The 25,852-nt window shown below is 69.0% G+C and carries 24 protein-coding genes; 4 read left to right on the forward strand and 20 right to left on the reverse strand.

Annotation, left to right across the window (positions count from 1 at the left end; translation table 11 throughout):
• Positions 1-6: 6 nt before the first annotated feature.
• The 5 genes from NTM_RS22980 to yajC form a co-directional block, all read right to left on the reverse strand.
• Positions 7-576, reverse strand: a complete 570-nt coding sequence (locus NTM_RS22980; RefSeq protein WP_435405106.1) for an adenine phosphoribosyltransferase — start codon at positions 574-576, stop codon at positions 7-9.
• Positions 543-2,189 (reverse strand): ABC transporter substrate-binding protein, encoded by a 1,647-nt coding sequence (locus NTM_RS22985; protein WP_104865510.1) that lies wholly within the window; start codon positions 2,187-2,189, stop codon positions 543-545. The genes NTM_RS22980 and NTM_RS22985 overlap by 34 nt, the downstream gene beginning before the upstream one ends.
• A gap of 3 nt (positions 2,190-2,192) precedes the next feature.
• Complete coding sequence (gene secF, locus NTM_RS22990; RefSeq protein ID WP_163768140.1) at positions 2,193-3,476, reverse strand: protein translocase subunit SecF; 1,284 nt, start codon at positions 3,474-3,476, stop codon at positions 2,193-2,195.
• A gap of 4 nt (positions 3,477-3,480) precedes the next feature.
• The gene (gene secD, locus NTM_RS22995) at positions 3,481-5,301 is read right to left on the reverse strand and encodes a protein translocase subunit SecD (RefSeq protein WP_163768143.1); all 1,821 of its coding nucleotides are present in this window, start codon (positions 5,299-5,301) and stop codon (positions 3,481-3,483) included.
• 71 nt (positions 5,302-5,372) lie between these two features.
• On the reverse strand, positions 5,373-5,717 hold the full coding sequence (gene yajC / locus NTM_RS23000; RefSeq protein ID WP_104865513.1) for a preprotein translocase subunit YajC: 345 nt from the start codon (positions 5,715-5,717) through the stop codon (positions 5,373-5,375).
• 373 nt (positions 5,718-6,090) lie between these two features.
• Here yajC and gabT point away from each other — a divergent pair, with 373 nt between their 5' ends.
• Positions 6,091-7,443: a 4-aminobutyrate--2-oxoglutarate transaminase gene (gabT, locus tag NTM_RS23005; RefSeq protein ID WP_163768146.1), complete on the forward strand. Its 1,353-nt coding sequence runs from the start codon at positions 6,091-6,093 to the stop codon at positions 7,441-7,443.
• A 16-nt stretch (positions 7,444-7,459) separates the two neighbouring features.
• The gene (locus NTM_RS23010) at positions 7,460-8,893 is read left to right on the forward strand and encodes a gamma-aminobutyraldehyde dehydrogenase (RefSeq protein WP_163768150.1); all 1,434 of its coding nucleotides are present in this window, start codon (positions 7,460-7,462) and stop codon (positions 8,891-8,893) included.
• Here the strand turns inward: NTM_RS23010 and NTM_RS23015 are convergent.
• Positions 8,881-9,207: a cytochrome P450 gene (locus NTM_RS23015; RefSeq protein WP_232079816.1), complete on the reverse strand. Its 327-nt coding sequence runs from the start codon at positions 9,205-9,207 to the stop codon at positions 8,881-8,883. The genes NTM_RS23010 and NTM_RS23015 overlap by 13 nt on opposite strands.
• Positions 9,208-9,453: 246 nt before the next feature.
• On the opposite strand from NTM_RS23015, the gene car reads away from it, so the two are divergent.
• Complete coding sequence (gene car, locus NTM_RS23020; protein ID WP_163768152.1) at positions 9,454-12,948, forward strand: carboxylic acid reductase; 3,495 nt, start codon at positions 9,454-9,456, stop codon at positions 12,946-12,948.
• 23 nt (positions 12,949-12,971) lie between these two features.
• Here car and NTM_RS23025 read toward each other — a convergent pair whose 3' ends face one another.
• The 6 genes from NTM_RS23025 to NTM_RS23050 form a co-directional block, all read right to left on the reverse strand.
• Positions 12,972-13,622: a hypothetical protein gene (locus tag NTM_RS23025; RefSeq protein WP_163768155.1), complete on the reverse strand. Its 651-nt coding sequence runs from the start codon at positions 13,620-13,622 to the stop codon at positions 12,972-12,974.
• 104 nt (positions 13,623-13,726) lie between these two features.
• Positions 13,727-14,113, reverse strand: coding sequence for a DUF1304 domain-containing protein (locus NTM_RS23030; RefSeq protein WP_104865517.1), 387 nt, complete (start codon positions 14,111-14,113; stop codon positions 13,727-13,729).
• A 14-nt stretch (positions 14,114-14,127) separates the two neighbouring features.
• Positions 14,128-15,195, reverse strand: a complete 1,068-nt coding sequence (gene ruvB / locus NTM_RS23035; RefSeq protein WP_104865518.1) for a Holliday junction branch migration DNA helicase RuvB — start codon at positions 15,193-15,195, stop codon at positions 14,128-14,130.
• Between the two features lie 4 nt (positions 15,196-15,199).
• Complete coding sequence (gene ruvA / locus NTM_RS23040; protein ID WP_104865519.1) at positions 15,200-15,787, reverse strand: Holliday junction branch migration protein RuvA; 588 nt, start codon at positions 15,785-15,787, stop codon at positions 15,200-15,202.
• A complete protein-coding gene (ruvC, locus tag NTM_RS23045) occupies positions 15,784-16,377 on the reverse strand; it encodes a crossover junction endodeoxyribonuclease RuvC (protein WP_163768158.1) in 594 nt (197 codons plus the stop codon). Before ruvC ends, ruvA begins: the two co-directional genes overlap by 4 nt.
• Before the next feature lie 72 nt (positions 16,378-16,449).
• On the reverse strand, positions 16,450-17,049 hold the full coding sequence (locus tag NTM_RS23050) for a TetR/AcrR family transcriptional regulator (RefSeq protein WP_163768161.1): 600 nt from the start codon (positions 17,047-17,049) through the stop codon (positions 16,450-16,452).
• Positions 17,050-17,111: 62 nt separating this feature from the next.
• Between NTM_RS23050 and NTM_RS23055 the strand changes: the two genes are divergently transcribed.
• Positions 17,112-17,957: an alpha/beta fold hydrolase gene (locus tag NTM_RS23055; protein WP_163768164.1), complete on the forward strand. Its 846-nt coding sequence runs from the start codon at positions 17,112-17,114 to the stop codon at positions 17,955-17,957.
• On the opposite strand, the gene NTM_RS23060 is transcribed toward NTM_RS23055, so the two are convergent.
• The 8 genes from NTM_RS23060 to NTM_RS23095 form a co-directional block, all read right to left on the reverse strand.
• Positions 17,941-18,264: a hypothetical protein gene (locus tag NTM_RS23060; protein ID WP_104865522.1), complete on the reverse strand. Its 324-nt coding sequence runs from the start codon at positions 18,262-18,264 to the stop codon at positions 17,941-17,943. The two genes, NTM_RS23055 and NTM_RS23060, sit on opposite strands and share 17 nt — an antisense overlap.
• Before the next feature lie 40 nt (positions 18,265-18,304).
• Positions 18,305-19,552 carry a formamidase gene (gene fmdA, locus NTM_RS23065; protein ID WP_163768168.1) on the reverse strand — a complete coding sequence of 416 codons (1,248 nt, stop codon included), beginning with the start codon at positions 19,550-19,552 and terminating at the stop codon, positions 18,305-18,307.
• Positions 19,553-20,044: 492 nt separating this feature from the next.
• Positions 20,045-21,229, reverse strand: a complete 1,185-nt coding sequence (locus NTM_RS23070; protein WP_163768171.1) for a PucR family transcriptional regulator — start codon at positions 21,227-21,229, stop codon at positions 20,045-20,047.
• Positions 21,230-21,285: 56 nt separating this feature from the next.
• A complete protein-coding gene (locus NTM_RS23075; protein ID WP_163768175.1) occupies positions 21,286-22,230 on the reverse strand; it encodes a PDR/VanB family oxidoreductase in 945 nt (314 codons plus the stop codon).
• Positions 22,227-23,270: a Rieske 2Fe-2S domain-containing protein gene (locus tag NTM_RS23080; RefSeq protein WP_163768178.1), complete on the reverse strand. Its 1,044-nt coding sequence runs from the start codon at positions 23,268-23,270 to the stop codon at positions 22,227-22,229. The genes NTM_RS23075 and NTM_RS23080 overlap by 4 nt, the downstream gene beginning before the upstream one ends.
• Positions 23,267-24,172, reverse strand: coding sequence for a polysaccharide deacetylase family protein (locus NTM_RS23085; protein ID WP_163768181.1), 906 nt, complete (start codon positions 24,170-24,172; stop codon positions 23,267-23,269). The genes NTM_RS23080 and NTM_RS23085 overlap by 4 nt, the downstream gene beginning before the upstream one ends.
• Positions 24,169-25,131 (reverse strand): agmatinase, encoded by a 963-nt coding sequence (speB, locus tag NTM_RS23090; RefSeq protein WP_163768183.1) that lies wholly within the window; start codon positions 25,129-25,131, stop codon positions 24,169-24,171. Before speB ends, NTM_RS23085 begins: the two co-directional genes overlap by 4 nt.
• Positions 25,132-25,144: 13 nt before the next feature.
• Positions 25,145-25,852: an SDR family NAD(P)-dependent oxidoreductase gene (locus tag NTM_RS23095; RefSeq protein WP_163768186.1), complete on the reverse strand. Its 708-nt coding sequence runs from the start codon at positions 25,850-25,852 to the stop codon at positions 25,145-25,147.

A 25,852-nucleotide genomic window follows, 5' to 3' on the forward strand; every position in this document is an offset into this window, starting at 1 on the left:
TCCCGCTCAGACGGTGTACAGGCTGGTGACCTCGAGCGGATCCACCGCCGCCCGTCCGCCGAGCTCGGTGAGCTCCATCATCACCACGGCCCCGGTCACGTTCGCACCGGCCCTGGTCAGCAGCTGGTAGGTCGCGGCCAGGGTGCCCCCGGTGGCGAGCACGTCGTCGATCACCACGACGGAGCGGCCAGCGAGCTCGACCCCGTCGGCGGGCACTTCGAGGGTGGCCGAGCCGTATTCGAGGGTGTAGGTCTGGCCCAGCACCGGCGGCGGCAGTTTGCCACCCTTGCGCACCGCGAGCACCCCGATCCCGAGCGTTATCGCGACCGCACCGCCGAGCAGGAAGCCGCGCGCGTCCACCCCGGCGATCAGGTCGGCGCCGCGGGCACTGTCGGCGATCGCCTTGCTCACCCGGGCCAGCCCGTACGCGTCGGCCAGCACCGGCGTCAGATCCTTGAACTGGACACCCGGCTCCGGGAAGTCGGGCACCTCGCGCATCAGGGCCCGGATCACCTCGGAGATGTCCGAGCTGTCGTCGACGCTCACTTGCTCAACTTCCACCGGTCCATGTTCCATCCCGCTCCCCATCGCGTCGGATTGCCCGTCACCGCGAACATCTTCGTCGAGGTCAGCAGTGTCCGTTGCTGACGGTACAGCGGCATTGTCGGCATATCGCCCCACAGGATCTGGCCTGCCTCGCCGAGCAGCCGCGCGAGTTCCTTGGGATCGGAGGTCACCGCCAGCGTCGAGATGATCGCGTCGATGCGCTCGTTGCGGTAGCGGGGCAGGTTGTTGCCGTTGGCGCTGTGCAACGTATAGGCGTCCATCAGCGACGAGCCGGTCGAGCCGCTGCCCGCCGCTCCCCCGGTCGCGGCGATCAGCACGTCGATCTTGTTGTCCCGCAACGACAGCGGTCCGGTGTCGGCGGCCGAGACGTCTTCGACGGTGATCCCGGCCGGCGCGCAAGCTTTCGCGATGGTGCCGACGGTCGCCGCGAGCCGCGCATTGGGTGACTGGTAGCCGATCCGCACGGTCAGCGGCCGCCCGTCGAGCGCGTCGCGGGCCGCATCCGGGTTGGCGACGGCGAACTCGTTGACCTGCGGAGTGGCCTCGGCGCCGGTGTAGGCGTCCTCGGTCGCGGCGTTGAGCCGGACGTTGGCCACCGGCACCTCGGCGTTGCGCGCGATCACGTCACGCGGCGTGCACAGCGCCACCGCCCGGCGGGCGGGCACGGCGGCCAGCGGGCCCTGGGGCGCGAAGATCAACTGCTCGACACCGGCCGACGGCGTATCGCTACGGACGTAGTCGTCGGGCAGGTTCAACATGCCTGACGACCCCGCCGCGATGTCGACGACGTCGTAGGCGCCCTCGTTGACCCGGTCCTGGGTCTCCGGGCTGCGCGGCCACACGGTGATCCGTGGCGTGATCGGCGGCGCACCCCACCACTTGTCGTTGGCCACCAGCACCACGGCGCCCTCGTCGGTGACCGACTCCAGCTTGTACGGGCCCGAGGACGGGAACTTCTTGAGGTCCAGGTCGGGCGTCAGGTTCCAGGTCGAGTTCCACACCGCGGCGATGCGCTCCACGGCCGGAACGTCGTTGTCGAGCAGCGCCCGGGTGACCGCCCCGTCACCGAGGCCCAGGACGTCACCGATGACGTGCGACGGCATCATCGAGGTCGCGGTGAACAGCTGACCGTAATCGGTGAACGCGCGCTCCGGCGCGAAGGAGACCCGCGCCTTCTTCTGCCCCGGCGCGCAGTCGACGGTCGCGATGTCGGTGTAGCCGGCGCGACTGGCGGCGTCGAACATCGGGAACTTGCCGGACTGCGACGCCCACGCGAGCACCATGTCGTCACAGGTGATCGGTTTGCCGTCGGAGTAGACGGCCTCGGGCTTGATCTCGTAGTCCAGGATCAGCGGGCTGCGCCCGACCACCGAGATGGCGCCGAAGTCGAGATCACCGACGATCTGCCCGTCCGGGCCGTGGTAGTTGAATCCGGTGAGCACCCGCGCGAACGCCTGCGGACCGCCGGATGCGGCGCCCGCGACGGTGTTGGTGTTGTAAGTGGTCAACGCACCGTCGATGGCGTAGTCGACCGAGTCCGCGGTTCCTTCCGCGCACGAGGTCAGCCCGAGGCCGCCCGTGAGGGCGAGCAGCGCTGCCAGCGCGCGCCAACGGCGAGCCATCGCCTATCGGTTCCGCGGGGTGCGCTTACCCGATGGGCGTCCGGTCCGACTGCTGGTCGGCCGGATCGGGCGCGCGCCCGGCGCGGGCTTGTCCGCGGCAGGCGCCGACGGCCGGGCGGCCGCGGCGACAGGCTCGCCGTCGGCAGTGCCCGCGTCGACCGTGCCCGCGTCGTCCTCGTCCGAGACGTCCAGGCCCGCGGCCCGCGCCGCGGCAGTCTGGCGCCGGTTGAGCACCCGCCGGGTGTGCTTGCGGACCACGTCGGTGCGCTCGCGCAGGCTGACCAGCAACGGGGTGGCGAAGTAGATCGACGAGTAGGTGCCGACGATGACGCCGACCAGCTGGACCAGCGCGAGGTCCATCAGGGTGCCGACACCGAGCAGCCACACCGCGACCACCATCAGCGCGATGATCGGCAGCACCGAGATCAAGCTGGTGTTGATCGACCGCATGAACGTCTGGTTGACGGCGAGGTTGGCCTGTTCGGCGAAGGTGCGGCGGGTGGTGTGCTCGAACCCCTCGGTGTTCTCCTCGACCTTGTCGAACACGATGACGGTGTCATAGAGCGAGAAGCCGAGGATGGTCAGCAGGCCGATCACCGTGGCCGGGGTGACCTCGAAACCGACCAGCGCGTAGACGCCCGCCGTCACCACGAGGTCGAACAGCAGCGTCGCCAACGCGGCGATCGCCATGTAGCGCTCGTAACGCACGGTGATGTAGATGGCCGCCAGCACCAGGAACACCACCAGCGCGATCAGCGCCTTCTGGGTGATCTGGCCACCCCAGGTCTCCGACACCGCGGAATCGCTGACCGCCTGCTCGCTGGGTTGCCCGTCCGGCCCCTTCGGCTGGAACTGCTCGAACAGCGCCGAACGCAGCGCGACGATCTGGTCGTTGTCGAGGGTCTCCGACCGGATCTGGAATGTCGCGGAGTCGCCGCTGCCGACGACCACCACCGACTCGGGCGGGTTGCCGATCGTGTCGTTGAACACGGTCTCGACCTGCTGGGTGGTCGCGGAGACATCGCTACGCGGGAACGACACCTTGGTGCCGCCCTCGAAGTCGATGCCGAACGTGAAGCCCCGGATCAGCATCGCGCCGATCGACACCGCCACGATCAGGCCGCTGACCGCGTACCAGAGCTTGCGCTTGCCGATGACCTCGAACGCGCCGGTACCGGTGTAGAGCCGGACGAAGAATCCGTGCTTGACCGCTTCGGTGCCCGACGATTCCAGGTCGGGGGCCTCGATGGCGCCCGATTCGACGTCGGCGCGGTTACGTGTCGCCATAGGTCTATCCCCGTCCCGCCGCGTTCGCGGCCGCTCGGCGTTCGCGTGCGATCTGCTGGACGGCCCCCAGCCCGTTGAGCGACGGCTTGGCCCACAGCGACGACTTCGACGCCATGAACACCAGCGGCCAGGTCACCAGGAACACGACGACGACGTCCAGGATCGTGGTCAGTCCCAGCGTGAACGCGAAGCCCTTCACCTGGCCGACCGCGAGGAAGTACAGCACGGCCGCGGCGAGGAACGTGACGCCGTTGCCCGACAGGATGGTCTTGCGGGCGCGGGCCCAACCGCGGGGCACCGCCGACCGGAACGACCTGCCCTCCCGGATCTCGTCTTTGATGCGTTCGAAGAACACCACGAACGAGTCCGCCGTCATACCGATACCGATGATCAGACCCGCGATACCCGCCAGGTCCAACGTGTAGTTGATCCACCGCCCGAGCAGCACGAGGATCGCGAACACCATTGCGCCTGAGGCGACCAGCGACAGCGCGACCAGCACACCGAGGGCCCGGTAGTACAGCAGCGCGTACAGCAGCACGGCGGCCAACCCGACGGCGCCGGCGATCAGGCCCGCGCGCAGCGACGACAGCCCGAGCGTCGCCGACACGGTCTCGGCCTCCGACGACTCGAACGACAGCGGCAGCGATCCGTACTTGAGCACGTTGGCCAGCTCGCGGGCGGAGTCCTGGGTGAAGCGCCCGGTGATCTGCGTCTTCCCACCCGGGATCGGTTCGTTGATGACCGGTGCGCTGACCACCTTCGAGTCGAGCACGAAGGCCGTCTGCACACCGACGTTGGCGGCGGTGAAGTCCGCCCAGGTCTTGGCGCCCTGGCTCTTGAACTCCAGGTCGACGACGAACTCACCGGCCTGCTGGTTGAGCCCGGACGTCGCGTTGGCGATCTCCTCGCCGGCGATGATCGACTTGTCCAGCAGGTACACCTGGGTGCCGTCCTGGGAACAGGTGATCAGGGGCAGGTTCGGATCGTCGTTACCGGCGAGCACGTCTTCCTGACCGCACTGCGACGCCTGCAGCTGCATCGCCAGGATCTGGATCATCTGGTCGCTGCTCTGCCGCCGCATCTTCTCCTGCTTGATCTGCTCGGAGAGCGGCAGTTTCTGCTCGTCGGCAGGCGCAGGCGGCGGGGCACCCGGCGCGGGAGCGGCGCCCGGCTCGGCGGGCGGCTCGGGGGCAGGCGTCGGCTCGGGAGCCGGCGGCGCGGGCTGCTGCGGGAACGGGCGCGGCTGCGGCGCGGGCGCCACGGGTTCGACCGGGGCGCCGGGCGCACCCGGCTCGGGGCCTTCGGCGGGCATCTGCGGGATCGCGCCGGGAGGCATACCCGGGATCGCCCCGGGCGGCATGCCGGGGATGGCGCCGCCAGGCAGCCCGGGGACCTCACCCGGCAGGAGCCCGTCGGGCTGGGTGTTCTCCTGTCCCGGCTGGACGGCCGGGATCGCGTGCACCACCGGCCGGATGTACAACCGGGCGGTCTGGCCAAGGCTGCGGGCCTCGCTGGTGTCGTCGCCGGGCACGGTGATCACGAGGTTGTTGCCGTCGATGATCACCTCGGACCCGGACACACCGAGGCCGTCGACGCGGGCGCCGATGATCTGCTGGGCCTGGATCAGCGCATCGCGCGACGGCTCCGAACCGTCAGGCGTACGCGCAGTCAGGGTGACGCGCGTGCCACCTTGCAGGTCGATGCCCAGCTTGGGGTCGGGCTTCTTGTCCCCGGTGAAGAACACCAGCAGGTAGGCGCCGATGAGCAACACCAGGAACAGGCCCAGGTAGCGGGCAGGGTGAACCGTCGAAGACGATGCCACGTTTCAGGGTCTCCTCGAGATCAGGTCGTCAGCACCGCAAAGAGTACGTGCTGCCGCTGAGATTTCAGCCGTCAGTCTTTGTTCAAGTTCGGACGATCCGTGATCTCGGTGCCGGTCGACTCCAGGTCGGTGGCGGCCTCGTCGTCGATGTCCTCGACGTCGTCGACGATGCGGTCACGCACCGCGAGCTTCATCCAGGTCGTCACCACACCCGGGGCGATCTCGACGTCGACGTAGTCGTCGCCGATCCCGGTGATGGTCCCCTGCAGGCCCGACGTGGTGTGGATGCGGTCACCGATCTGCAGCGAGTTGTGCAGGTCGATGGTGGCCTGCATCGCCTTCTTCTGCCGCCGGGATGCGAAGTACATGAAGGCGCCCATGATGATGAGCAGGGGCAGGAATACGACCAGATCCATGGCGACAGCGTCTCTCTACGTTTCAGATTCTTCTTGGGGGCGATGTTGTCTCTCAGAGCTCCCTGACCGCCCGCGGCGGAAGCCCGTCCCGAAGGACTCAGGTGTCCAGTGTGCCATTGCGGCACGTTCCGGCGATGCCCCCGGGGTCGACTCTGGACCGACGGCCCTGGCGGCGGGGTCCGTGGGGCGGGCCCCGCCGCACACCCGGATGCCCAGATCGCAACGAATTTCGTTGCGTTCACACCCCAGTAGCGACGATTCCGGCATCAATCACCCCGGCCATCTACGGATCGGTGGCCGAAGCGGCTAGGCTCGGACCGCACCCGGCATTCGTCGAACTCCATTTCTCTATGGGTCCGTAGGAGGTTTTCCTGTGAGCGCTCTCGAACAGAGCCGCCACCTCGCCACCGCAATCCCCGGCCCCCGCTCCGCGGCACTGATCGAACGCAAGAATGCGGCCGTGTCACGTGGGGTCGGGACCACGATGCCCGTCTACGCGGCACGGGCGTTCGGCGGCATCGTCGAGGACGTCGACGGTAACCGGCTGATCGACCTCGGGTCGGGCATCGCGGTCACGACCGTCGGCAACGCCTCCCCGCGCGTGGTCGAGGCGGTGGCCGCCCAAGCGGCTGAGTTCACCCACACCTGCTTCATGGTCACCCCCTACGAGGGATATGTGGCGGTGGCCGAAGCGCTGAACCGCCTCACCCCCGGCGACGGTGACAAACGCTCGGCGTTGTTCAACTCCGGGTCCGAGGCGGTGGAGAACGCGATCAAGATCGCGCGCGCCTTCACCCGCAAGCAGGCGGTCGTGTCGTTCGACCACGCCTACCACGGCCGCACCAACCTGACCATGGCGCTGACCGCGAAGTCGATGCCCTACAAGCACGGGTTCGGCCCGTTCGCGCCGGAGGTCTACCGGGCGCCGCTGTCGTATCCGTACCGCGACGCGGAGTTCGGCGGCAAGGAGATGGCCACCGACGGTGAGCTGGCGGCCCGCCGCGCGATCACCGTGATCGACAAACAGGTCGGCGCCGACAACCTCGCCGCGGTCATCATCGAACCGATCCAGGGCGAGGGTGGCTTCATCGTTCCCGCCGAGGGTTTCCTGCCGACGCTGCTGGACTGGTGCCGCGCCAACGACGTCGTGTTCATCGCCGACGAGGTGCAGACCGGCTTCGCGCGCACCGGTGCGATGTTCGCCTGCGAGCACGAGGGACCTGATGGGCTGGTGCCCGACCTGATCGTCACCGCGAAGGGCATCGCGGGCGGCATGCCGCTGTCGGCGGTGACCGGCCGCGCCGAGATCATGGACGCCCCGCACGTGTCCGGGCTCGGCGGAACCTACGGCGGCAACCCGGTGGCGTGCGCGGCGGCGCTGGCCACCATCGAGACCATCGAGTCCGAGAACCTGGTCGCGCGTGCCAGGCAGATCGAGTCACTGATGAAGGACAAGCTGCACCGGCTGCAGGCCGAGGACGACCGCATCGGCGATGTGCGCGGGCGCGGCGCGATGATCGCCGTCGAGTTGGTCAAGCCGGGCACCACCGAACCCGACGCCGAGCTGGCCAAGAAGCTCAGCACCGCCGCGCACCAGGCCGGCGTGATCGTGCTGACGTGTGGCACGTACGGCAACGTGCTGCGCTTCCTGCCGCCGCTGGCGATCAGCGACGAACTGCTGCTCGAAGGCCTCGACATCCTCGAACTGATCCTGCGCGACCTGTAAGTAAGGAGCTGAACCCATGACCACCGTCAAGAACTTCATCGGCGGCGAGCTCGTCGACTCGACCAGCGGGGCGACCATGCCGCTGATCGACCCGAGCACCGGCGAGAAGTACGGCACCGCCCCGGTCTCCAACGAGCAGGACATCGACAACGCGTACGCGGCCGCGTCCGCGGCGTTCAAGGAGTGGAAGAAGACCACCCCGTCGCAGCGGCAGAAGGCGCTGCTCGACTTCGCCGACGAGGTGGAGCGCAACGCCGACGCCCTCGTCGCGGCCGAGGGCCGCAACACCGGCAAGCCCAACCACGTCACCGCCGTCGAGGAGATCCCCCCGATGGTCGACCAGATCCGGTTCTTCGCGGGGGCGGCCCGGGTGCTGGAGGGCAAGTCGGCCGGCGAGTACATGGCCGACCACACCTCGTGGATCCGGCGCGAACCCGTCGGCGTCATCGGCCAGGTGGCACCGTGGAACTACCCGATGATGATGGCGATCTGGAAGATCTGCCCGGCCATCGCCGCAGGCAACACCGTGGTGATCAAGCCGAGCGACACCACCCCCGTCACCACGGTGATGCTGGCCGAACTGGCCGCCAAGCATTTTCCGGCCGGCGTGCTCAACGTCGTGACCGGCGACCGGGTCACCGGCGCCAACCTGGTCGCGCACCCGACCCCGGAGATGGTCGCGATCACCGGTTCGGTGGCCGCGGGCAAGGCCGTCGCGGTCAGCGCCGGCGGCAACCTCAAGCGCACCCATCTCGAACTGGGCGGCAAGGCGCCGGTGATCGTGTTCGACGACGCCGAGCTGTCCGCCGCGGCCGAGGGCATCGCCACGGCGGGCTACTTCAACGCCGGTCAGGACTGCACGGCGGCCACCCGGGTGCTCGCGTCGGCGTCGATCGCCGCGGATCTCACGGCCGCGCTGGCCGAGCAGGCCAAGGGTGCGACGACGACGTTCGGGCGTCCCGCCGGCGACGAGGACGCCTGGGTCCCGCCGGTCAACAACGCCAATCAACTGGAGCGGGTGCTGTCCTTCCTGTCCGACGTGCCGTCCCACGCCGACGTCGCCGCCGGTGGAAACCGTCAGGGCGACAAGGGTTTCTACGTGGAGCCGACGGTGATCGGCGGATTGCGCCAGGACGACAGGCTGATCCAGCAGGAGATCTTCGGCCCGGTGATCACGGTGCAGACCTTCACCGACGAGGAGCAGGCGATCGGCTACGCCAACGGCGTCGAATACGGCCTGGCGTCCTCGGTGTGGACGAAGGACGTGTCACGTGCGCTGCGGGTGTCCAACGCGCTGGACTTCGGCTGCGTGTGGATCAACACCCACATCCCCCTGGTCGCCGAGATGCCGCACGGCGGGTTCAAGTCGTCCGGCCACGGTAAGGATCTGTCGATGTACGGCCTGGAGGACTACACGCGCATCAAGCACGTGATGGCCTACACCGGCTGAGCGACCGCTCGGACGAAATCGACGAGGACGGCCCGGATCTCGTCGGCGGTCAGACCGCCGCCGTCGAGATCGTGGTCGATCAGATCCGATACCAGGTCGTCACCGGGGTGCACGCAACGCTGCGCCACGAGCACGTCGAAATAGGCACCCAGCGCCTCGCGCGCCGCCGGGTCGGCGAGGCGTTCGGTCCACCGCGACAGCAGCCACCAGTCCCGCACCGGCGCGCCGACCGCGGCCCACATCGCGCTCAGCCGGGGGCCGAGGACGAGGGCGGCCACGTCGTCTTTTCGCGGCGCGTCTTTTCGTGGGTCCACGGGAACCCAGGCTAGCCAGCGGCTTCGCCAAATCGCTTGCCCCGCCGCGGGATTGTGGCGCGGATAACGCCGCGGCGGTAGGTGTGACGGCCGACCTGCACCTTCAGCGCGGACGAAGCAGACCCACAGTCGATTGGCAGCCCGCGACGGCCGAAGAACGGAATACATTTAGCTTCACTAACGTAGTTCGCGGTAGACGCAACGCCGCGCCGTCCCTCATCCGAATGCCTTTCTCGAGGACGCGAAATGTCTACCGATACCCGTGAACAGCGGTTCGAACGCCGCATCGCCGATCTGCTCGCCCACGACACCCAGTTCGCCGCGGCGGCACCGTCGCCGGCCGTCACCGCGGCGATCGAGGCCCCCGGAATCCGGCTGCCCGATGTCATACAGACCGTGCTGGACGGCTACGCCGATCGTCCCGCGCTGGCCCAGCGCGCCGTGCGCTACACCACCGACCGGCACGACGGGCGGACCACCACCGAACTGCTGCCCGAGTTCGACACGATGACCTACGGCGAGCTGTCGCGCCGCGTCCACGCCGTCGCCGACGCACTGACCGAGGTGTCACCCGGAGACCGCGTCGCGGTGCTCGGATTCACCAGCGTCGACTACGCGGTCATCGACATCGCCCTGCCGGTACGCGGCGCCGTCGCCGTCCCGCTGCAGACCGCGGCGCCGGTCACCTCACTGAAACCGATCATCGCCGAAACCGAGCCGGTGGTGATCTTCTCCGCCGTCGACTACCTCGACGACGCCGTCGAACTCGCGCTGGGTGCACCCTGGGTGCGCCGGCTGGTCGTCTTCGACCTGCTGTCCCGCGTCGACGCCCACCGCGAGAGGGTCGACGCCGCGAAACGGCGCCTTCAGGACGTGGGCAGCCCGATCAGTGTGGTGACGCTGGCCGAGCTCATCGACAGCGCTCCCGCGGAACCTGCGGGGCCGCCGCACGTGTCCCCCGGCCCCGACCCGCTGTCGCTGCTGATCTACACCTCGGGCAGCACCGGTGCGCCCAAGGGAGCGATGTACACCGAGCGCCTGGTGGCCAACGCGTGGCGGCCGTCCAACCGGATGAACTGGGGCGAACGCGGTAGCCACCCGTCGATCACCCTGAACTTCATGCCGATGAGCCACGTGATGGGGCGCATGCTGCTCTACGGCACGCTCGGCTCCGGCGGCACCGCGTATTTCGCGGCCAGGAGCGATCTTTCGACGTTCCTGGAGGATCTGGCGCTGGTCCGGCCGACGCAGCTGTCGTTCGTGCCGCGGATCTGGGACACCATCGTCGCCGAGGTCACCAAGGAGCTCGACCGTCGCCCCGGCGAGCGGGAGGCGGTGTTCGCCGAACTTCGCCACCGCATGCTCGGTGGCCGCTACCTTTTGGCGATGACCGGATCGGCACCGCTGTCGCCCGAGTTGCGGGCGTTCGTCGAGGAGTTCCTCGACCTGCACCTGACCGACGGCTACGGCTCGACCGAGGCCGGCGCGGTGTTCGTCGACGGCCAGGTGCAGCGTCCCCCGGTGCTCGACTACAAACTCGTCGACGTCCCGGATCTCGGGTACTTCCGCACCGACCGCCCGCATCCGCGCGGTGAGCTTCTCGTCAAGTCCGACACCCTGTTTCCCGGCTACTACAAGCGGCCGGAGATCACCGCCGAGATGTTCGACGAGGACGGGTACTACCGCACCGGAGACGTGGTCGCCGAGCTCGCCCCCGACCAGCTGGCCTATCTGGACCGGCGAAACAACGTGCTCAAACTGTCGCAGGGCGAGTTCGTCACCGTGTCCAAGCTCGAAGCGGTGTTCGGTGACAGCCCGGTCATCCGCCAGATCTACCTGTACGGCAACAGCGCCCGGTCCTACCTGCTCGCGGTGGTGGTGCCGACCGAGGCGGCACTGGCCGGAGAGGATGTGAAAAGCGTTGTCGCAGAATCACTCCAGCGGATCGCTAAGGCCGCGGATCTGCAGTCCTATGAGATCCCGCGGGACTTCCTGATCGAGACCACACCGTTCACGCTGGAGAACGGCCTGCTCACCGGCATCCGTAAGCTGGCCCGACCGCGACTCAAGGACCACTACGGGGCACGCCTGGAGGCGCTGTACTCCGAACTGGCCGACGGACAGGAAGACGAGTTGCGCGCGCTGCGCCGCGACGGCGCCCGGCGCCCGACACTGGAGACGGTGAGCCGCGCCGCGGCGGCACTGCTCGGCACCGCCGCAGGGGATCTGCGGTCCGATGCGCACTTCACCGACCTCGGCGGGGATTCGCTGTCCGCGCTGACCTACGCGAATCTGCTGCACGACATCTTCGACGTCGACGTCCCGGTCGGCGTGATCGTCAGCCCGGCCACCGATCTGGCTGCCGTGGCATCGTTCATCGACACCGAGCGCGAGAACTCCTCGGGGCGGGCCACGTTCGCGTCGGTGCACGGGCGCGACGCGTCCGAGGTGCACGCCCGCGACCTGACGCTGGACAAGTTCCTCGACGCGACGACCCTGGCTCAGGCACCCGGCATTCCGGGCCCGAGGCCGGAGGTGCGGACGGTGCTGCTCACCGGCGCGACCGGCTTCCTGGGCCGTTACCTGGCCCTGGAGTGGTTGCAGCGACTGGCGTTGGTCGGCGGCACGCTGATCTGTCTGGTCCGCGCGAAAGACGATGCGGCAGCGCGGGATCGGCTGGACCGCACCTTCGACAGCGGCGACCCGGCACTGACGGAGCACTACCGCCGGCTGGCCGCCGATCACCTGCAGGTCATCGCCGGGGACAAGGGTGAGCCCGACCTCGGGCTCGACCGCGACACCTGGCAGCGCCTCGCCGACACCGTCGACCTCATCGTCGACCCCGCGGCGCTGGTCAACCACGTGCTGCCCTACAGCCAACTGTTCGGGCCGAACGCGGTCGGCACCGCCGAACTGATCAGGGTGGCGCTGACCACCCGGCAGAAGCCCTACGTCTACGTCTCCACGATCGGGGTCGGCGCGGGCGTCGCACCGGACCGGTTCACCGAGGACGGGGACATCCGCGAGATCAGCCCGACCCGGCAGGTCGACGACTCGTATGCCAACGGGTACGGCAACAGCAAGTGGGCCGGCGAGGTACTCCTGCGGGAGGCCCACGACCTGTGTGGATTGCCGGTGGCGGTGTTCCGCTGCGACATGATCCTGGCCGACACGAGCTATGCCGGGCAGCTCAACGTGCCCGACATGTTCACCCGCCTGATCCTCAGCCTGGTCGCCACCGGTGTCGCACCGGATTCGTTCTATCAGCTCGATCCCGCCGGACACCGCCAACGAGCGCACTACGACGGCCTCCCAGTCGAATTCATCGCCGAGGCGATCTCGACGCTCGGCGCCGACGTGGCCGACGACTCCCCGACCGGTTTCGAGACCTACCACGTGATGAATCCGTATGACGACGGCATCGGCCTCGACGAATACGTCGACTGGCTGATCGATTCCGGCTACCCGGTGCACCGGGTCGGCGACTACGACACCTGGCTGCAGCGTTTCACCGCCGCGATCAACGCGCTGCCGGAACGACAGCGGCAGGCGTCACTGTTGCCGTTGTTGCACAACTACCAGCACCCGGAAACTCCGCTGCGGGGCTCACTCGCACCGACAGAACACTTCCGCAAGGCGGTGCAGGACGCGAAGATCGGTCCGGACAAGGACATCCCGCATGTGACCCGGCAGATCATCGTGAAGTACGTGACGGATCTGGAGCTGCTCGGGATTCTGTAGCCGGACGCTCAGCCCGGCAACTCTCAGACCGGCAGCGTGTTGTGCGTGTCGCGGCGTCGCCGCCCGAACAACAACGGGCGTCGGCGCACCGGTTCGGTCACCGCATCGTCGGAGTTCTTCTCCCACGGCCGGGTGTCGGCCGCGACGGGCGCCGGGTCGGCGACGACCGCAGGCGCATCCCGGTGCGCCTCGCGGTAGGCGATGTCGCGGGCGGTACGCACGGACAAGCGGCCGGCGGCCAGCGCCGCCAGGAAGATGATCAGCGCGCCGAGTCCGGAGAAGTAGGTCAGTTCGAGCCACACGCGCTGCGCCTCGGTGGCGGCGACGGGCTCCCCCGCGCTGCCGAGACCGAGCGGTCCGGCCACCGCGCGTCCGACGACGAACCAGGCGCCGGCGACGAGCGCCATCCAGCTGCCCAGCATCGCGGTGGCCCGGTTACGGGACACGAACAGCAGCAGCCCGCCCACGACCGCCACCAGACCGGGCAGCACCTGCAGCCAGCCGCGCCCGGTGGTCCATGCCCACGGTCGGTCCGGGCTGAACGCGAAATCGAAGAACGGTCCCACGAAGGGCACCAAGGCACCCCAGACGCCCAGTGCCACAATGAGCAGGCCGCTGACCGCGCCCCGGCTCCGTGGAATCTGCATCGTGCCCCGGCGAGTCCGGGTCGCCATAGTCCGGGTCGCCGTAGTTTGGGGGGTCGTATCGTCCATCGGGTCCTCCTCGGTCGATACCCAGCGCATACCCAGACTGTCGCGCCGGTAACCCGGGCCGGACGCTAGAGCGTGAGGGCGAGCACCAACAGCACGATCGCGAGGAATGGAAACAGTCCCTGGGACACCGCGGCGCGGGCCTTGTCCCGCGCCGATGCGACCAGCACGACCGCCGCGGCGAGCATCGATCCGACGCCGGCGAACACCAGCGCGACCCCGACCGCCGTCGCTCCGCTGAACGCGGCGAGCACGCCGATGACCGTGACGATGCCGAGGAACAGGTTGTAGAACCCCTGGTTGAAGGCCAGCAGCCGGGTGCTCTCGGCCTCCTCGGCGGTCATCCCGAACACGGCCCGGGTGCGGGGGGAGGTCCAGGTCAGCGACTCCATCACGAAGATGTAGCCGTGCAGGACGGCAGCCAGGACCGCCACGATCAGACCCGCTGTCAGCATGTGCCCACCTTCTGTCAGTCGAACAGCCCCGTCTGCCCGAGGCCTACGGCCCCGGCAGGCGGGGTCATTCCGAGATGTTTCCATGCCAGCGCCGTGGCGACCCGGCCGCGCGGGGTTCGCGCGATCATCCCGGCACGCACCAGGAACGGCTCGCACACCTCCTCGACGGTGGTGGCCTCCTCACCGACGGCCACCGCGAGCGTGGACACCCCGACGGGTCCGCCGCCGAAGCTGCGGGTCAGCGCCGACAACACCGCGCGGTCGAGACGGTCGAGGCCGAGTTCGTCGACGTCGTAGACCTCCAGCGCGGCCTTGGCGATGTCGCGGGTGATCACCCCGTCCGCGCGCACCTCGGCGTAGTCGCGGACCCGGCGTAACAGCCGGTTCGCGATGCGCGGCGTGCCCCGGGACCGACGGGCGATCTCGGCACCGGCCTCGGCGCCGAGGTCGATACCGAGGATGCCTGCCGAGCGGGCCAGCACACGCTCCAGCTCGGCGGGATCGTAGAAGTCCATGTGGGCGGTGAAGCCGAAACGATCCCGCAGCGGCCCGGTCAGCGCGCCTGACCGGGTGGTCGCCCCGACCAGGGTGAACGGCGCCACCTCCAGCGGGATCGACGTCGCCCCAGGGCCCTTGCCGACGACGACGTCGACCCGGAAGTCCTCCATCGCCAGGTAGAGCATCTCCTCGGCGGGCCGCGCGATGCGGTGGATCTCGTCGATGAACAGCACATCGCCCTCGATCAGATTCGACAGCATCGCGGCCAGATCACCGGCGCGTTCCAGCGCGGGACCCGACGTGACCCGCAGGGAGGAACCGAGTTCGGCGGCGATGATCATCGCCAGCGACGTCTTGCCCAGCCCGGGCGGACCGGACAGCAGGATGTGGTCGGGTGTCCCGCCGCGGTTCTTGGCACCCTCGAGGACCAGCTGCAACTGCTCACGCACCCGCGGCTGCCCGATGAACTCCCCCAGCGACCGCGGACGCAGGCTCGCGTCGACGTCGCCTTCGCCGACGGTCAGCGCCGGCGACACCTCGCGCTCTTCGGGTTCGTCCGCCGAATCGCCTGGAAAACGGCCCACGCTGCTACTTCTTCCCCAACATCGACAGCGCCGCGCGCAACGCCGCGGACGTGCTGGCATCCGGGTCGCCGGCCAGCACCTTGTCCGTCGCGTCCTCGGCCTGCTTCTGCGCGAAGCCGAGCCCGATCAGTGCCTCGACGACCGGACCACGGACCCCGTGCCCGCCTGCGGCAGCCGATCCGGTGGCGGTGCTCGAGCCGACCTTGTCCCGCAGCGTGAGTACCAGCAACTCCGCGGTCTTCTTGCCCACCTTGGGAATTCGCGTCAGTGCGGCGACGTCGCCGCCACCGATCGCCTGGCGCAGCGTCGGGCCGTCGTACATGGCCAGTGCGCCCAGCGCGATGCTCGGCCCGATCCCGGAAACCCCGAGCAGGGTCAGGAAAAGGTCGCGGGCATCGGTGTCGGCAAAGCCGTACAGCGTCTGCGAATCCTCGCGCACGATCATCGCGGTGATCAGCTTGGCCTCGCTGCCGCGGCGCAACGTCGCGAGCGTGGCCGGAGTGGCCATCACCTTGTAGCCGACACCGGCCGCCTCGATCACCACGTGGTCGAGCGCGATGTCGGTGACCTCACCGCGAACCGACGCGATCACCGTGCGCTCCGAGCACTCCGGCGGGCCTGCGCTTTCAACGTGTGAGCCTTCAGGGTGGCCTGGTACTTGCGGCGCTGCTCGGCCGCCAGTTCCTCGGCCGCGGCCATCCGCGAGATCATCGGCGCGCGCCAGCAGTGGCAGATCGCGAGAGCCAGCGCGTCAGCAGCATCCGCGGGCGTCGGCTTCTGCTGCAGCGCAAGGATTCTGGTGACCATCTCGGTGACCTGGGCCTTGTCGGCGCGGCCGTTGCCGGTCACCGCGGCTTTCACCTCGCTCGGCGTGTGGAAGTGCACGTCGATGTCGCGGCGCGCCGCCGCCAGCGCGATCACCCCGCCCGCCTGAGCGGTGCCCATCGCCGTGTTGGCGTTCTGGTTGGCGAACACCCGCTCGACCGCGAGGACGTCGGGCCGGTGGGTATCGAGCCAGTGCTCGACGGCGTCGCTGATCGCCAGTAGCCGGTGCGCCAGCGGGTGGTCTGCCGGCGTGCGCACCACGTCGACGTCGAGCGCGATCACCTGGCGGCCGCGCCCGCTCTCGATGACCGACAGCCCGCACCGTGTCAGCCCGGGATCGACTCCCATCACCCGCACGCCGACTCCTCCTTGGTGAACATTTGTTCGAGAGCTTAACGGTTGGGACCGACGGCGCCGGGTAGGACACGCTCAGCGGGCGTCGACTCCGACGCGGGGCGCGAGCGCGATCCCGCGGTACTGCGGGGCCATCGTCGCGCCGGTGGCCAGCAGCGGGGCGGTGTCACGGATCGCGCGGGCCAGCAGGAACGCGCCCTCCAGTCCGGCGATGAGCGCCGTCGTGACCTGACGGGCCAGGGGTTCGTCGAGCCCGCGGGACGTGAAGTATGCCGCCCCTCCGTCGATCCACGCGGTGAAGATGTCGCGCGTCGCCGAGCGCAGCTCTTCGACGGTGTCGGCGACCTCGCCGGCGACGCTGACCACCGGGCACATGTTGGCGAAGCCCGTGTCGGCCATATCGCGCGCCGCCTGGGTGAAGACGCCGTCGATCGCGGCGCCGAGGTCGGTGTATCCGTCGACGACCGTCGGGATCAGCAGGCCGTAGGCGAGGCCGGCGTTGGTGAGCGCCTCGCGGGCGATCTGGACCTTGCCGCCGCGGAAATGGTGATACAGCGAGCCGATCGGCGCGCCCGCCGCCTCGGCGAGGTCCTTCATGCTCACACCCGCATAGCCCTTGCGGCGCATCAGCTCCGCGGCCGCCGTCACGATCGATTCCCGCGTCGACCTTGCCATGCCCACCTCCGCGTGTCACGCTAGAGCATACATTCTAGAACGATCATTCTAATGGAGGCGCCATGACGACGGTCCAGGTCACGGCGGGCGCGCTGGAGTACCGCGAGGAGGGTGATCCCGGCGGCCGGCCGGTGGTCCTGCTGCACGGCCTGCTGATGAACGACGCGCAGTGGAACCTCGCGCTGCCGCACCTACCGCCGGGGTTCCGCTACCTGCTGCCGGTGCTGCCACTGGGCGGGCACCGCGTCCCGATGCGCGACGACGCGGACCTGACGCTGCGTGGCATGGTCGGCATCGTCGCCGACTTCCTCGACGCGTTGGACCTCGACGACGTCACGCTGGTCGTCAGCGACTGGGGTGGGCCGCTGTTCCTCACCGACCTCGGCCGCGACCACCGGGTCTGCGCGCTGGTCGTGTGCCCGTCGGAGGCGTACGACAACTTCCCACCCGGCCTGCCCGGCAAGGTCGCCTGGTTGGCCTCCCGCACCACCGGCACGGTGTGGCTGGCGCTGCGCCAACTCAGGATCGGATGGTTGCGCCGCCGGCGCCTGATCTTCGGGATGATGGCGAAACACGATGTCCCGCAACCCATCGTCGACTCATGGACGCGGGGCGGGCTCGCCTCGGTGGGGGTGCGCCGCGATCTGGTCAAGTACTGCCGCACGCGGTTCGACGGGGCGGACCTGATCCGGGCCACCGACCGGCTCGCCGCGTTCGACCGGCCGGCGCTGGTGCTGTGGAGCCGCAACCCCGTGATGCCCGCCGAGCACGGCCGGCGGCTGGCGGACCTGCTGCCCCAGGGCCGGTTGCAGGAGATCGACGACGCCTACGTGCTGGTGATGCTCGACCAGCCCGAGCGCACGGCCCACGCGATCGGCCAGTTCCTGACGGTCACTGCGGATCGCTGAGCTGCAATCTCTGCGCCAGCGTGCCGGCCTCCGCCTCGGCGGCCAGTTCGGCGATGCGCTCCCCCGACTTCCGCCACCCGCGCACCCGCTCACGGCCCACCTTCTCGCCCTCGCGCAGGATCTGCACCGTCCAGGATGCGCCCAGCCACTTGGCCGCCAACCAGAACGGCCACATCAGCATGAACGGCAGCATGATCAGGAAGAACACCGCGTCCAGGGTCGCAAAGCCCGACTCCCACGGCAACGTCCGCCACCACCAGCGCCGGATCGTCCACGTCCAACCGTCATCGTCGACGACTCTCTTCATGGGGCGTGGCTGCTTTCGGTCGACGGGGCGGTCGATCGGATTATGCCCGGGGTGCACCGATTCCCGGGTCGATCTTGACCGGACCGGCCGCCGACGGCGCCACCGGGAAGTCGAAGATCGCGGTCGGGATGTACACGGTGGCGCAGGCGTTGGGGATGTCGACGACTCCGGAGAGCCGGCCCTCGATCGGTGCCGCGCCGAGTAGCAGGTACGCCTGCTCGGGGCTGTACCCGAACTTGGTGAGGTAGTCGATGGCGTGCAGGCAGGCCCGCTGATACGCCAGATGTGAATCCAGATAACGCTGTTCGCCGTCCAGCGTGACCGACGTGCCGGAGAACGCCAGCCATTCCGAGTACTGCGGATCGGTGTTGCCGGGCATGAAGATGGCGTTCTCGGTGACGCCGTAGGTCTCCATCCCTCCCGGGATCACGTCCACACGCAGATCGATGAAGCCACCCATCTCGATGGCTCCGCAGAAGGTGATCTCACCGTCGCCCTGGGAGAAGTGCAGGTCCCCGACCGACAGGTTCGCGCCGTCCACGAACACCGGATAGAACACCCGGCTGCCCTTGGTCAGGTTCTTGATGTCCTGGTTGCCACCGTTCTCGCGCGGCGGCGCGGTGCGCGCGGCCTCGGCGGCGGCCTTGGTGAACGCATCCCCGGTCAGGCCGCCGAGGATGGCGTCCCGCGGTTCCGGCGGCAAGGCCAGTGGCGGCACCCGGTCCGGGTCGGTCGCGATGAGCGCGGCCTCGCGGGTGTTCCACGTCGCCAACAGACCGGCCGACGGCGCCGTGCCCATCAGACCGGGGTGCACGATCCCGGTGAATTCCACCCCCGGGATGTGCCGCGACGTGGCCTTCTGACCGGAAAAATCCCAGATCGCCTTGTAGGCATCGGGGAACTGTTCGGTCAGGAATCCGCCGCCGTTCTGCGTCGGGAAGATGCCGGTGTAACCCCAGCCCTGACCGGCCAGGGGTCCCGAATCCTCCTGCGGGATGGGTCCCACGTCCAGGATGTCGACGATCAGCAGGTCGCCGGGTTTGGCGCCCTCGACCGCGATCGGACCGGACAGCACGTGGACCGTCGTCAACGGGGCGTTGCGGATGTCCTCGGCCGAGTCGTCGTTGTGGATCGCTCCGTCGAACCACTCGCGGCAGTGCACCCGGAACGAATCCCCTTTCTCGACCGTGACGGCGGCCGGGATGTCAGGGTGCCAGCGGTTGTGGCCGAGCTTCTCCTGGTCGGTGAACTTCTTCGTCGAGTCGAGCGGAAAGACGATGTCCGGCATGATTTTCCCTTCAGGGTCGTGGGAGTTTCTGGTGCAGTGGATTGGTCGTGACCTTGCGCCCGGGCGCTTTCCGCGGCGGCGCGGAGACGACCCCGGGAGTGTCGGCGGTGCTTCGGGTGGCGTCCTGCAACGCCATCGCCGTACCTGCGGAACGGCCCAGGTTAGGAGCGGCAATCATCCGGCGGGCCGGCCCCCGGCATGTCGGGCAGGTGATCTCGTCGGGCCGACTCTGCATCGAGTGCATCTGCTGTGTGACGGCACAGCCGGATCGACAACGAAATGCGTAGAGGATCAAAGCATTTCCCTCGGCGGTCGCAGGGGTGGAGCGGAAGTGAAAGCCACCCTACCCACGGATACCGCTATGCGCGGGGCGGATGGACAACCCCACAGGAAATGGGTGCGGTGGTGTATCCGGCTACAGGGTGGCGCTCGCCAACCGTCGTGGTGGGGCGGACGCGGATCCGCACCGGCCGGCAAAACCCTTGTCTTGAGCTACTTTTGGGGACTCTCGACCGCCCGCGGGTTCGACCCGCTCCCCATGCCCATGTTGCGCGCCGCCCACAGCGCGATCCGGAAATTGATCCGGTCACCCTCGTCCAGCGGGTTGGCCCCGGTCAGCTCGGCGATCTTCGCCAACCTGTTGCGCAAGGTGTTGACATGCACGTAGAGCTGACTGGCCGCCGCCGAGATGTCGTTGCCCGGCGCCAGGAATGCTTCCAACGACGAGACCAGAAACGCATTGTTGGTCTTGTCGTATTCGACCAGTGGCACCAGTAGCCGCTGGACAAAGGGCACCAGCCGAACCTTCGGGACCGCCGCCAGCAGGCCTTCGATCGTGGCGATCTCGTCGATGTGCACGACCCGGCGGCGTCTGGCCGCCTCCTGCAGCGCCTCCAGCGCTTCCGGGATCGCCCGTGCCATCGACTGTGGGTCGGCGCCCAACGCCACGCCGCACACCAGCTCCGAGGCGGCCAGCTCGGCCTGGAACTCCGGCGTGTGCGGGCACAGCGCCACGATGCGCTCGCCGAGCACGGCCACCGCCGCGCGGTGACGATCGACCAGGGCGTGCACTCGGGTGTGGAGTTCGGCGGGAAACGCGCAGACCGCCACCGGCGCGCCGCTCAGGCCGTGCCGTGCGAACGCGGCCTCCACCGGACCCACCCCCAACGTGCCGGCCATGAACCATCTCAGCATCGATCCGAGATCGCGTTCACCGGACTCGACATCCCGATCGGCCGCCCGCCGGGAGTCGACCCAGTCGATGATCCGGCGAAACGGCACCCCGGGACGCTGTATCAGCAGCGGCAGCCGGCGGTTGTCACACGACTGGACGAGCGGAGGCGGCAGATCGTCGAAGACATCGCCGATCCCGATCACCAGCCCGGTGACCCGGCGCTCGGCGAGGATCGACACGTACCGGTCGATCGCCGCCTCCGGCTGGCCGAGGACGGGCACGCCGACGCTGAGGATGAGCTCCCCACCCATCAGGTACGGGGACGGGTCGGCCAGCTCGGTCGGATAGACGAACCTGATGGGCCGGGCGAGATCCGCGGTCGGGGTGACGAGCTCGACGTGCAGACTCGGTTCGGTGAGCATCTCCCCGATGCCGGCCGTACCGCTGTGAGGTCCCGCGGCCACGGTCGCGCCGTCGCCGACCTCCTGACCACCGATGGTCATCGCGACGCTCGTACTGCCATGTCAGCGAAGTCTAAGCGGCCCATGCGGCGGGCCCATCACAGATCGAGTGTGAGCTTGGCTCCGGGTCGGGCACGTGAGACACAGATCATCATCGACGCGTTCGCGCGACGCTCGTCGTCGCTGAGGAGATCGTCGCGATGGTCGACCTGCCCGGAGAGCACCTTCGTCTCACACGTTCCGCAGAATCCGCTGGTACAGGAGAAGGGTGTGTCGGGTGCCACCGCGAGTACCGCGTCGAGCACGCTCTGGTCCGCCGGCACCGTGACGGTGACGCCGGTGCGCGCCAGTTCGACCTCGAACGCCCCGCCCTCGGCGGCGGCCGTCGCGGCGGGGGTGGCCGCGGTGAACTGTTCGACGTGGAGCGGCAGGTCGGGATAGCGAGCCGCGATCTCCCGGACCGCTGACAGCATGGCCGGCGGCCCGCAGCAGTACACCGCGGTGCCTGCCGGGCTGTCGGCGAAGGCCCGCTCGAGGTCGGGCAGCCCGACCTCGTCCTGGGGATGGAGGTGGACGCCGCCGAAGCCGGCCAGCCGGTCGGTGAACGCCATCGCGGCGCGACTGCGCCCGCCGTAGAGCAGCGTCACCTCTGGCGGCTGCGGTCGCGACCGCAGCGCCTCCACCATCGCCAGGATCGGGGTGATCCCGATGCCCCCGGCCAGCAGCAGATACCTCGGCGCATCCACCAGGGCGAAATCGTTTCGCGGCTCACCCACATCCAGCACGTCGCCGAGGCGCAGCCGGTCGTGCACTTCCCGGGAGCCGCCCCGACCGTCCTCGACCTTCAGCACGGCGATGGTGTAGCTGTGCGGGTCGTCGGCCGACCCGCACAGCGAGTACTGGCGCACGGTCCCCGACGGGAGCGTGACGGGCACGTGGGCCCCGGCGCTCCAGCCGGGGAGCCGTCCCCCGGTCGGGCTGCGCAGCTCGACGGAGATGACGGCATCGGCCTCCAGGCGTAGTTGGGTGACGCGCAGCCTCACTGCGGTGCGTGGCCGTTGGTGGCGGCCAGCTCCGGATCGCGGGCCTGCTGGATGGACTGCACGGCGAACTGCGTCGCCCGGCGGTAGTTCAGGGTGTAGATGTCCGCGGGCGCCGACACCTCTACCGCCTGGCCCGCCAGCGGCACCTCCTTGGGCTCGAGCCCCTCCAGGACCGGCGTGTCCTCGTTGAAGACCTTGGTCTCGATCTCCAGGATCTCGTCGACGCTGCCACCGCGGAAATCCTTGTCGGTGGCCACCCCCCAGAAGATGACGCATTTGTCATAGCTGACCGGCGACGGGAAATCGACGAGGTAGCGCTTGCCGACCTCGGGGCCGAAGTCGTAGAGGATGGTCGCGATGCCGGGAGCGTAGGAGTGGTAGTGCATCCAGGCGTCGCCGACGTCGGAGAAGTCCGAGTCGGGCACCCCCGGGTAGAAGTAGGACGCCCACACCTCGCGCCCCTCCCGCTTGACGTCCAGGTCGGTCACGACCGGGTTCACGTCGCCCATCGACGGCTCGTGAACGAACGGGAAGTGCGCCATGTCGCGGAAGTTCTCCGTGGCGGCCATGAACCCACAGTTGGCGTGAATCGGTTCTGCTGCACGCCAAGACAACTGGAGGCCGTCGATCTCCGGCGGGTTGGGGATGTCGAAGACCGGGTCCCCCAGGCAGGTCCACACGTGCTCGAAACGCTCGATCACCGGGTACGACTTGATCGCGGCCTTGGGCGGGATGCGTCCGCCCTCGGGCAGGGACGGGATGCGGTCGCACACACCGGTGCTGCCGTCGAACTCCCAGCCGTGATAGGGACACGCGATGTTGTCGCCGACCACCTTGCCGTCGGCGAGATTGCCACCGCGGTGGATGCACCGGCGGTCGGTGACCCGCGCGGTACCGGTCGAGTCCCGGAACACCACCAGGTTCTGGTCCAGCAGCGTGGCCGACTGCGGGGTGTCGATGTCTTCGGACCGTGCCACCACGAACCACACGTGCTGGTAGGCCTCGCGGAGTTTCTCGGGGGTCAGTGCGTCGTGGTTCATCGTTGCTCTCCTGTCGCTCGGGCTGTGACGGGTTCGAACTCGGGGCGGGTCAACGTGCGCGGCGTCAGCTGCTGGGCCTGCACGTGATCGGCGATCTCGGCCATGCCCGCCACCCAGACGTCGTCCATGCTGCACACGTCGGAGATGAACTCCCGCAGCGCCGCCGCCCGGCCGGGCCGGCCGCTGAGGAACGGGTGATTGGTCAGGATCCAGGCGCCGCCGATATCGCGCATCGCGTCGAGCTCGCTGCGCCACAGTTCGATCGCCTTGGCGGGCGTCTCGATCAGTCCGGTGCCGGAGAAGTCCGGCACGAAGCAGTACTGCTGCCAGTCGTCGAGCGCCCAGCTGACCGGGAGCTCCACCAGCGACCCCGCCCCCGGCACCGCCAGCTGGTAGGGGTGATCGGAGTCCATCAGGGTCGAGTCGTAGGTGAACCCGAAGTCCGTCAACACCTTCGGGGTGTGCCAGTTCATCTCCCACATCGGGGCGCGGTAGCCCGTCGGCCGCACCCCGGCGACCTCGTCGAGCGCGGTGAGCCCGCGCTCCAGGATGGCGCGCTCGGTGTCCTCGTCGACGCCGACCAGCGACTCGTGCAGGTAGCCGTGATGGGCGATCTCGTGGCCGGCCCGCGCGATCGACCGGATCGGCTCAGGATGCCGGTGTGCGGTGTATCCCGGGACGAAAAAGGTTCCGGGAACCGAGAACTCGTCCAGGATGCCGAGTAGGCGGGGCACTCCCACCAACGGCCCGTAGGCCTGGTGGGACATCGTCCCCATCCGGTCGGCGTAGGCGGCATCGGTGCTGAGCAACGGGGATTCGGCGTCGACGTCGAAGGTGAACGCGACGGCGCAGCGCTTCCCCTGCGGCCAGGACACCGGTTGGGCGGGCGTCAGGGCGGTCATTTGCGTGCCTTTCTTCCGAACACGGACAGGAATTCCCAGGTGACGTTGGCAGCCGCGACGGCGGTGATCTCGGCGTGGTCGTAGGCAGGCGACACTTCGACGACGTCGACGCCGACCAGGTTCACCCCGTCGAAGCCTCGGACGACCTCGAGGAGCTCGCGGCTGGTCATCCCGCCGGCCTCGGGCGTTCCGGTGCCCGGTGCATGGGCAGGATCGAGCACGTCGATGTCGACCGACACGTATACCGGTGCGTCACCGACCCTTTCACGAATGCGGTCGATGATTCCGTCGCTGCCGAGCGTGCCGATGTCGCGACAGGTGATGCAGGAGAATCCGAAGTTCGCGTCGTCGACGAGATCCTGCTTGTCGTAGATGGATCCCCGGACCCCGACGTGCAGGCTCTTGTCCATCAACAGCCCCTCCTCGAACGCGCGACGGAACGGCGAGCCGTGCGTGATGTCGGCGCCGTAGTAGCTGTCCCAGGTGTCGAGGTGTGCGTCGAAGTGCACCAGCGCGACCGGTCCGTGCACGGCGTGGACGGCCCGCAGGGACGGCAGGGCCACGGAGTGGTCACCGCCGAGGATCACCGCCCGGGTGCCGCCGGCAAGCAGGGCGGTCAGTTCCTCGGCGGTCTGGTCGACCGCCGCGCCGATGTCGAACGGGTTGCACGCGATGTCACCGGCGTCGGCGAACTGGCACACCTCGAAGGGTTTGATGTCCAGTTCCGGGTTGTACCCGCGGATCAGCCGGGAGGCCTGCCGAATCGCGTTGGGGCCGAAGCGTGCTCCGGGACGATAGGTCACCGCACTGTCGAACGGCACACCGACGACGACGACGTCGGCGCGCGCCACATCCTCGAGTCTGGGCAGCCGCGCGAAGGTGGTCCACCCGGCGTATCGCGGCTGCACCTGCGGATCGACCGCGCCCACGATCCCGGGGCGGTCGGTGTCGTTGTTCATCAATTCGCCTTTCCTAGACACGATTACGAGAGAGTCCACCGTCGACGTTGACCACCTGGCCGACCGCCGCACCCAGCCGGCGCTGGCAGAGCAGGCCGATGGTGCGGGCCACCTCGGTGACGCTGCCCCGACGCCCGATGGGAGGCAGCGCGGAGCCGCCGGCTACGTCGCACACCGCCCATTCGGACTCCACGGCGCCGACCGCGACGGCGTTGACGCCGATCCCGAACCGACCGAAGTCACGGGTCAGAGACTTGGTCAGGGCGACGATGCCGCCCGCCGCCGTGGCGACCGCGGCCAGTTCCGGCCCGCCGACGTGCCAGCGGGAGGTCGTCAGCACCATCCGGGCGCCGCCACCCGCGCCGCGCATGTGCTCGGCGGCGGCCTGGGCGAACAGGAAGGTACCGGTGAGAGTGGCCTCGACGTGCGCCCAGAAGTCGTCCATCGACTGCGCGGTGAGGGCGGCGGCGTGGGGTAACCCGTGCGCGGTGACCAGCGTGTCGAGGCCACCCATCGCCTCGGCGGCCGCCGCCACGGCGGCGCGTACGTCGTCGGCGTCGGCAGGGTTCGCCGCGAGGGTCAGGTCCGGGCCGGACGTGGTCACCGGCCCGGCGGTGCGGACGCCGACAGTGCTCGCGCCGCCCGCGCGAAAGTGATCCCGCACGGCCGCGCCGAGGTCGGTGTCCACGCCGGTGATCAGGACCCGCTGTTGTTCGACCAT

Origin of the sequence: Mycolicibacterium parafortuitum (assembly GCF_010725485.1) — a bacterium.
In the GTDB taxonomy this organism is placed as follows: Bacteria; Actinomycetota; Actinomycetes; order Mycobacteriales; family Mycobacteriaceae; genus Mycobacterium.

Bases quoted from the DNA above. Each gene is read 5' to 3' on its own strand.
- yajC (WP_104865513.1), bottom strand. From the start codon at position 5,717: ATGGATCTGGTCGTATTCCTGCCCCTGCTCATCATCATGGGCGCCTTC.
- NTM_RS23060 (WP_104865522.1), bottom strand. From the start codon at position 18,264: ATGAAGAGAGTCGTCGACGATGACGGTTGGACGTGGACGATCCGGCGC.
- NTM_RS23050 (WP_163768161.1), bottom strand. From the start codon at position 17,049: ATGGCAAGGTCGACGCGGGAATCGATCGTGACGGCGGCCGCGGAGCTG.
- NTM_RS23070 (WP_163768171.1), bottom strand. From the start codon at position 21,229: ATGACCATCGGTGGTCAGGAGGTCGGCGACGGCGCGACCGTGGCCGCG.
- NTM_RS22980 (WP_435405106.1), bottom strand. From the start codon at position 576: ATGGAACATGGACCGGTGGAAGTTGAGCAAGTGAGCGTCGACGACAGC.
- NTM_RS23010 (WP_163768150.1), top strand. From the start codon at position 7,460: ATGACCACCGTCAAGAACTTCATCGGCGGCGAGCTCGTCGACTCGACC.
- NTM_RS22985 (WP_104865510.1), bottom strand. From the start codon at position 2,189: ATGGCTCGCCGTTGGCGCGCGCTGGCAGCGCTGCTCGCCCTCACGGGC.
- NTM_RS23025 (WP_163768155.1), bottom strand. From the start codon at position 13,622: ATGGCGACCCGGACTCGCCGGGGCACGATGCAGATTCCACGGAGCCGG.
- car (WP_163768152.1), top strand. From the start codon at position 9,454: ATGTCTACCGATACCCGTGAACAGCGGTTCGAACGCCGCATCGCCGAT.
- fmdA (WP_163768168.1), bottom strand. From the start codon at position 19,552: ATGCCGGACATCGTCTTTCCGCTCGACTCGACGAAGAAGTTCACCGAC.
- NTM_RS23030 (WP_104865517.1), bottom strand. From the start codon at position 14,113: ATGCTGACAGCGGGTCTGATCGTGGCGGTCCTGGCTGCCGTCCTGCAC.
- speB (WP_163768183.1), bottom strand. From the start codon at position 25,131: ATGAACAACGACACCGACCGCCCCGGGATCGTGGGCGCGGTCGATCCG.
- NTM_RS23085 (WP_163768181.1), bottom strand. From the start codon at position 24,172: ATGACCGCCCTGACGCCCGCCCAACCGGTGTCCTGGCCGCAGGGGAAG.
- NTM_RS23080 (WP_163768178.1), bottom strand. From the start codon at position 23,270: ATGAACCACGACGCACTGACCCCCGAGAAACTCCGCGAGGCCTACCAG.
- NTM_RS23095 (WP_163768186.1), bottom strand. From the start codon at position 25,852: ATGGTCGAACAACAGCGGGTCCTGATCACCGGCGTGGACACCGACCTC.
- secF (WP_163768140.1), bottom strand. From the start codon at position 3,476: ATGGCGACACGTAACCGCGCCGACGTCGAATCGGGCGCCATCGAGGCC.
- NTM_RS23055 (WP_163768164.1), top strand. From the start codon at position 17,112: ATGACGACGGTCCAGGTCACGGCGGGCGCGCTGGAGTACCGCGAGGAG.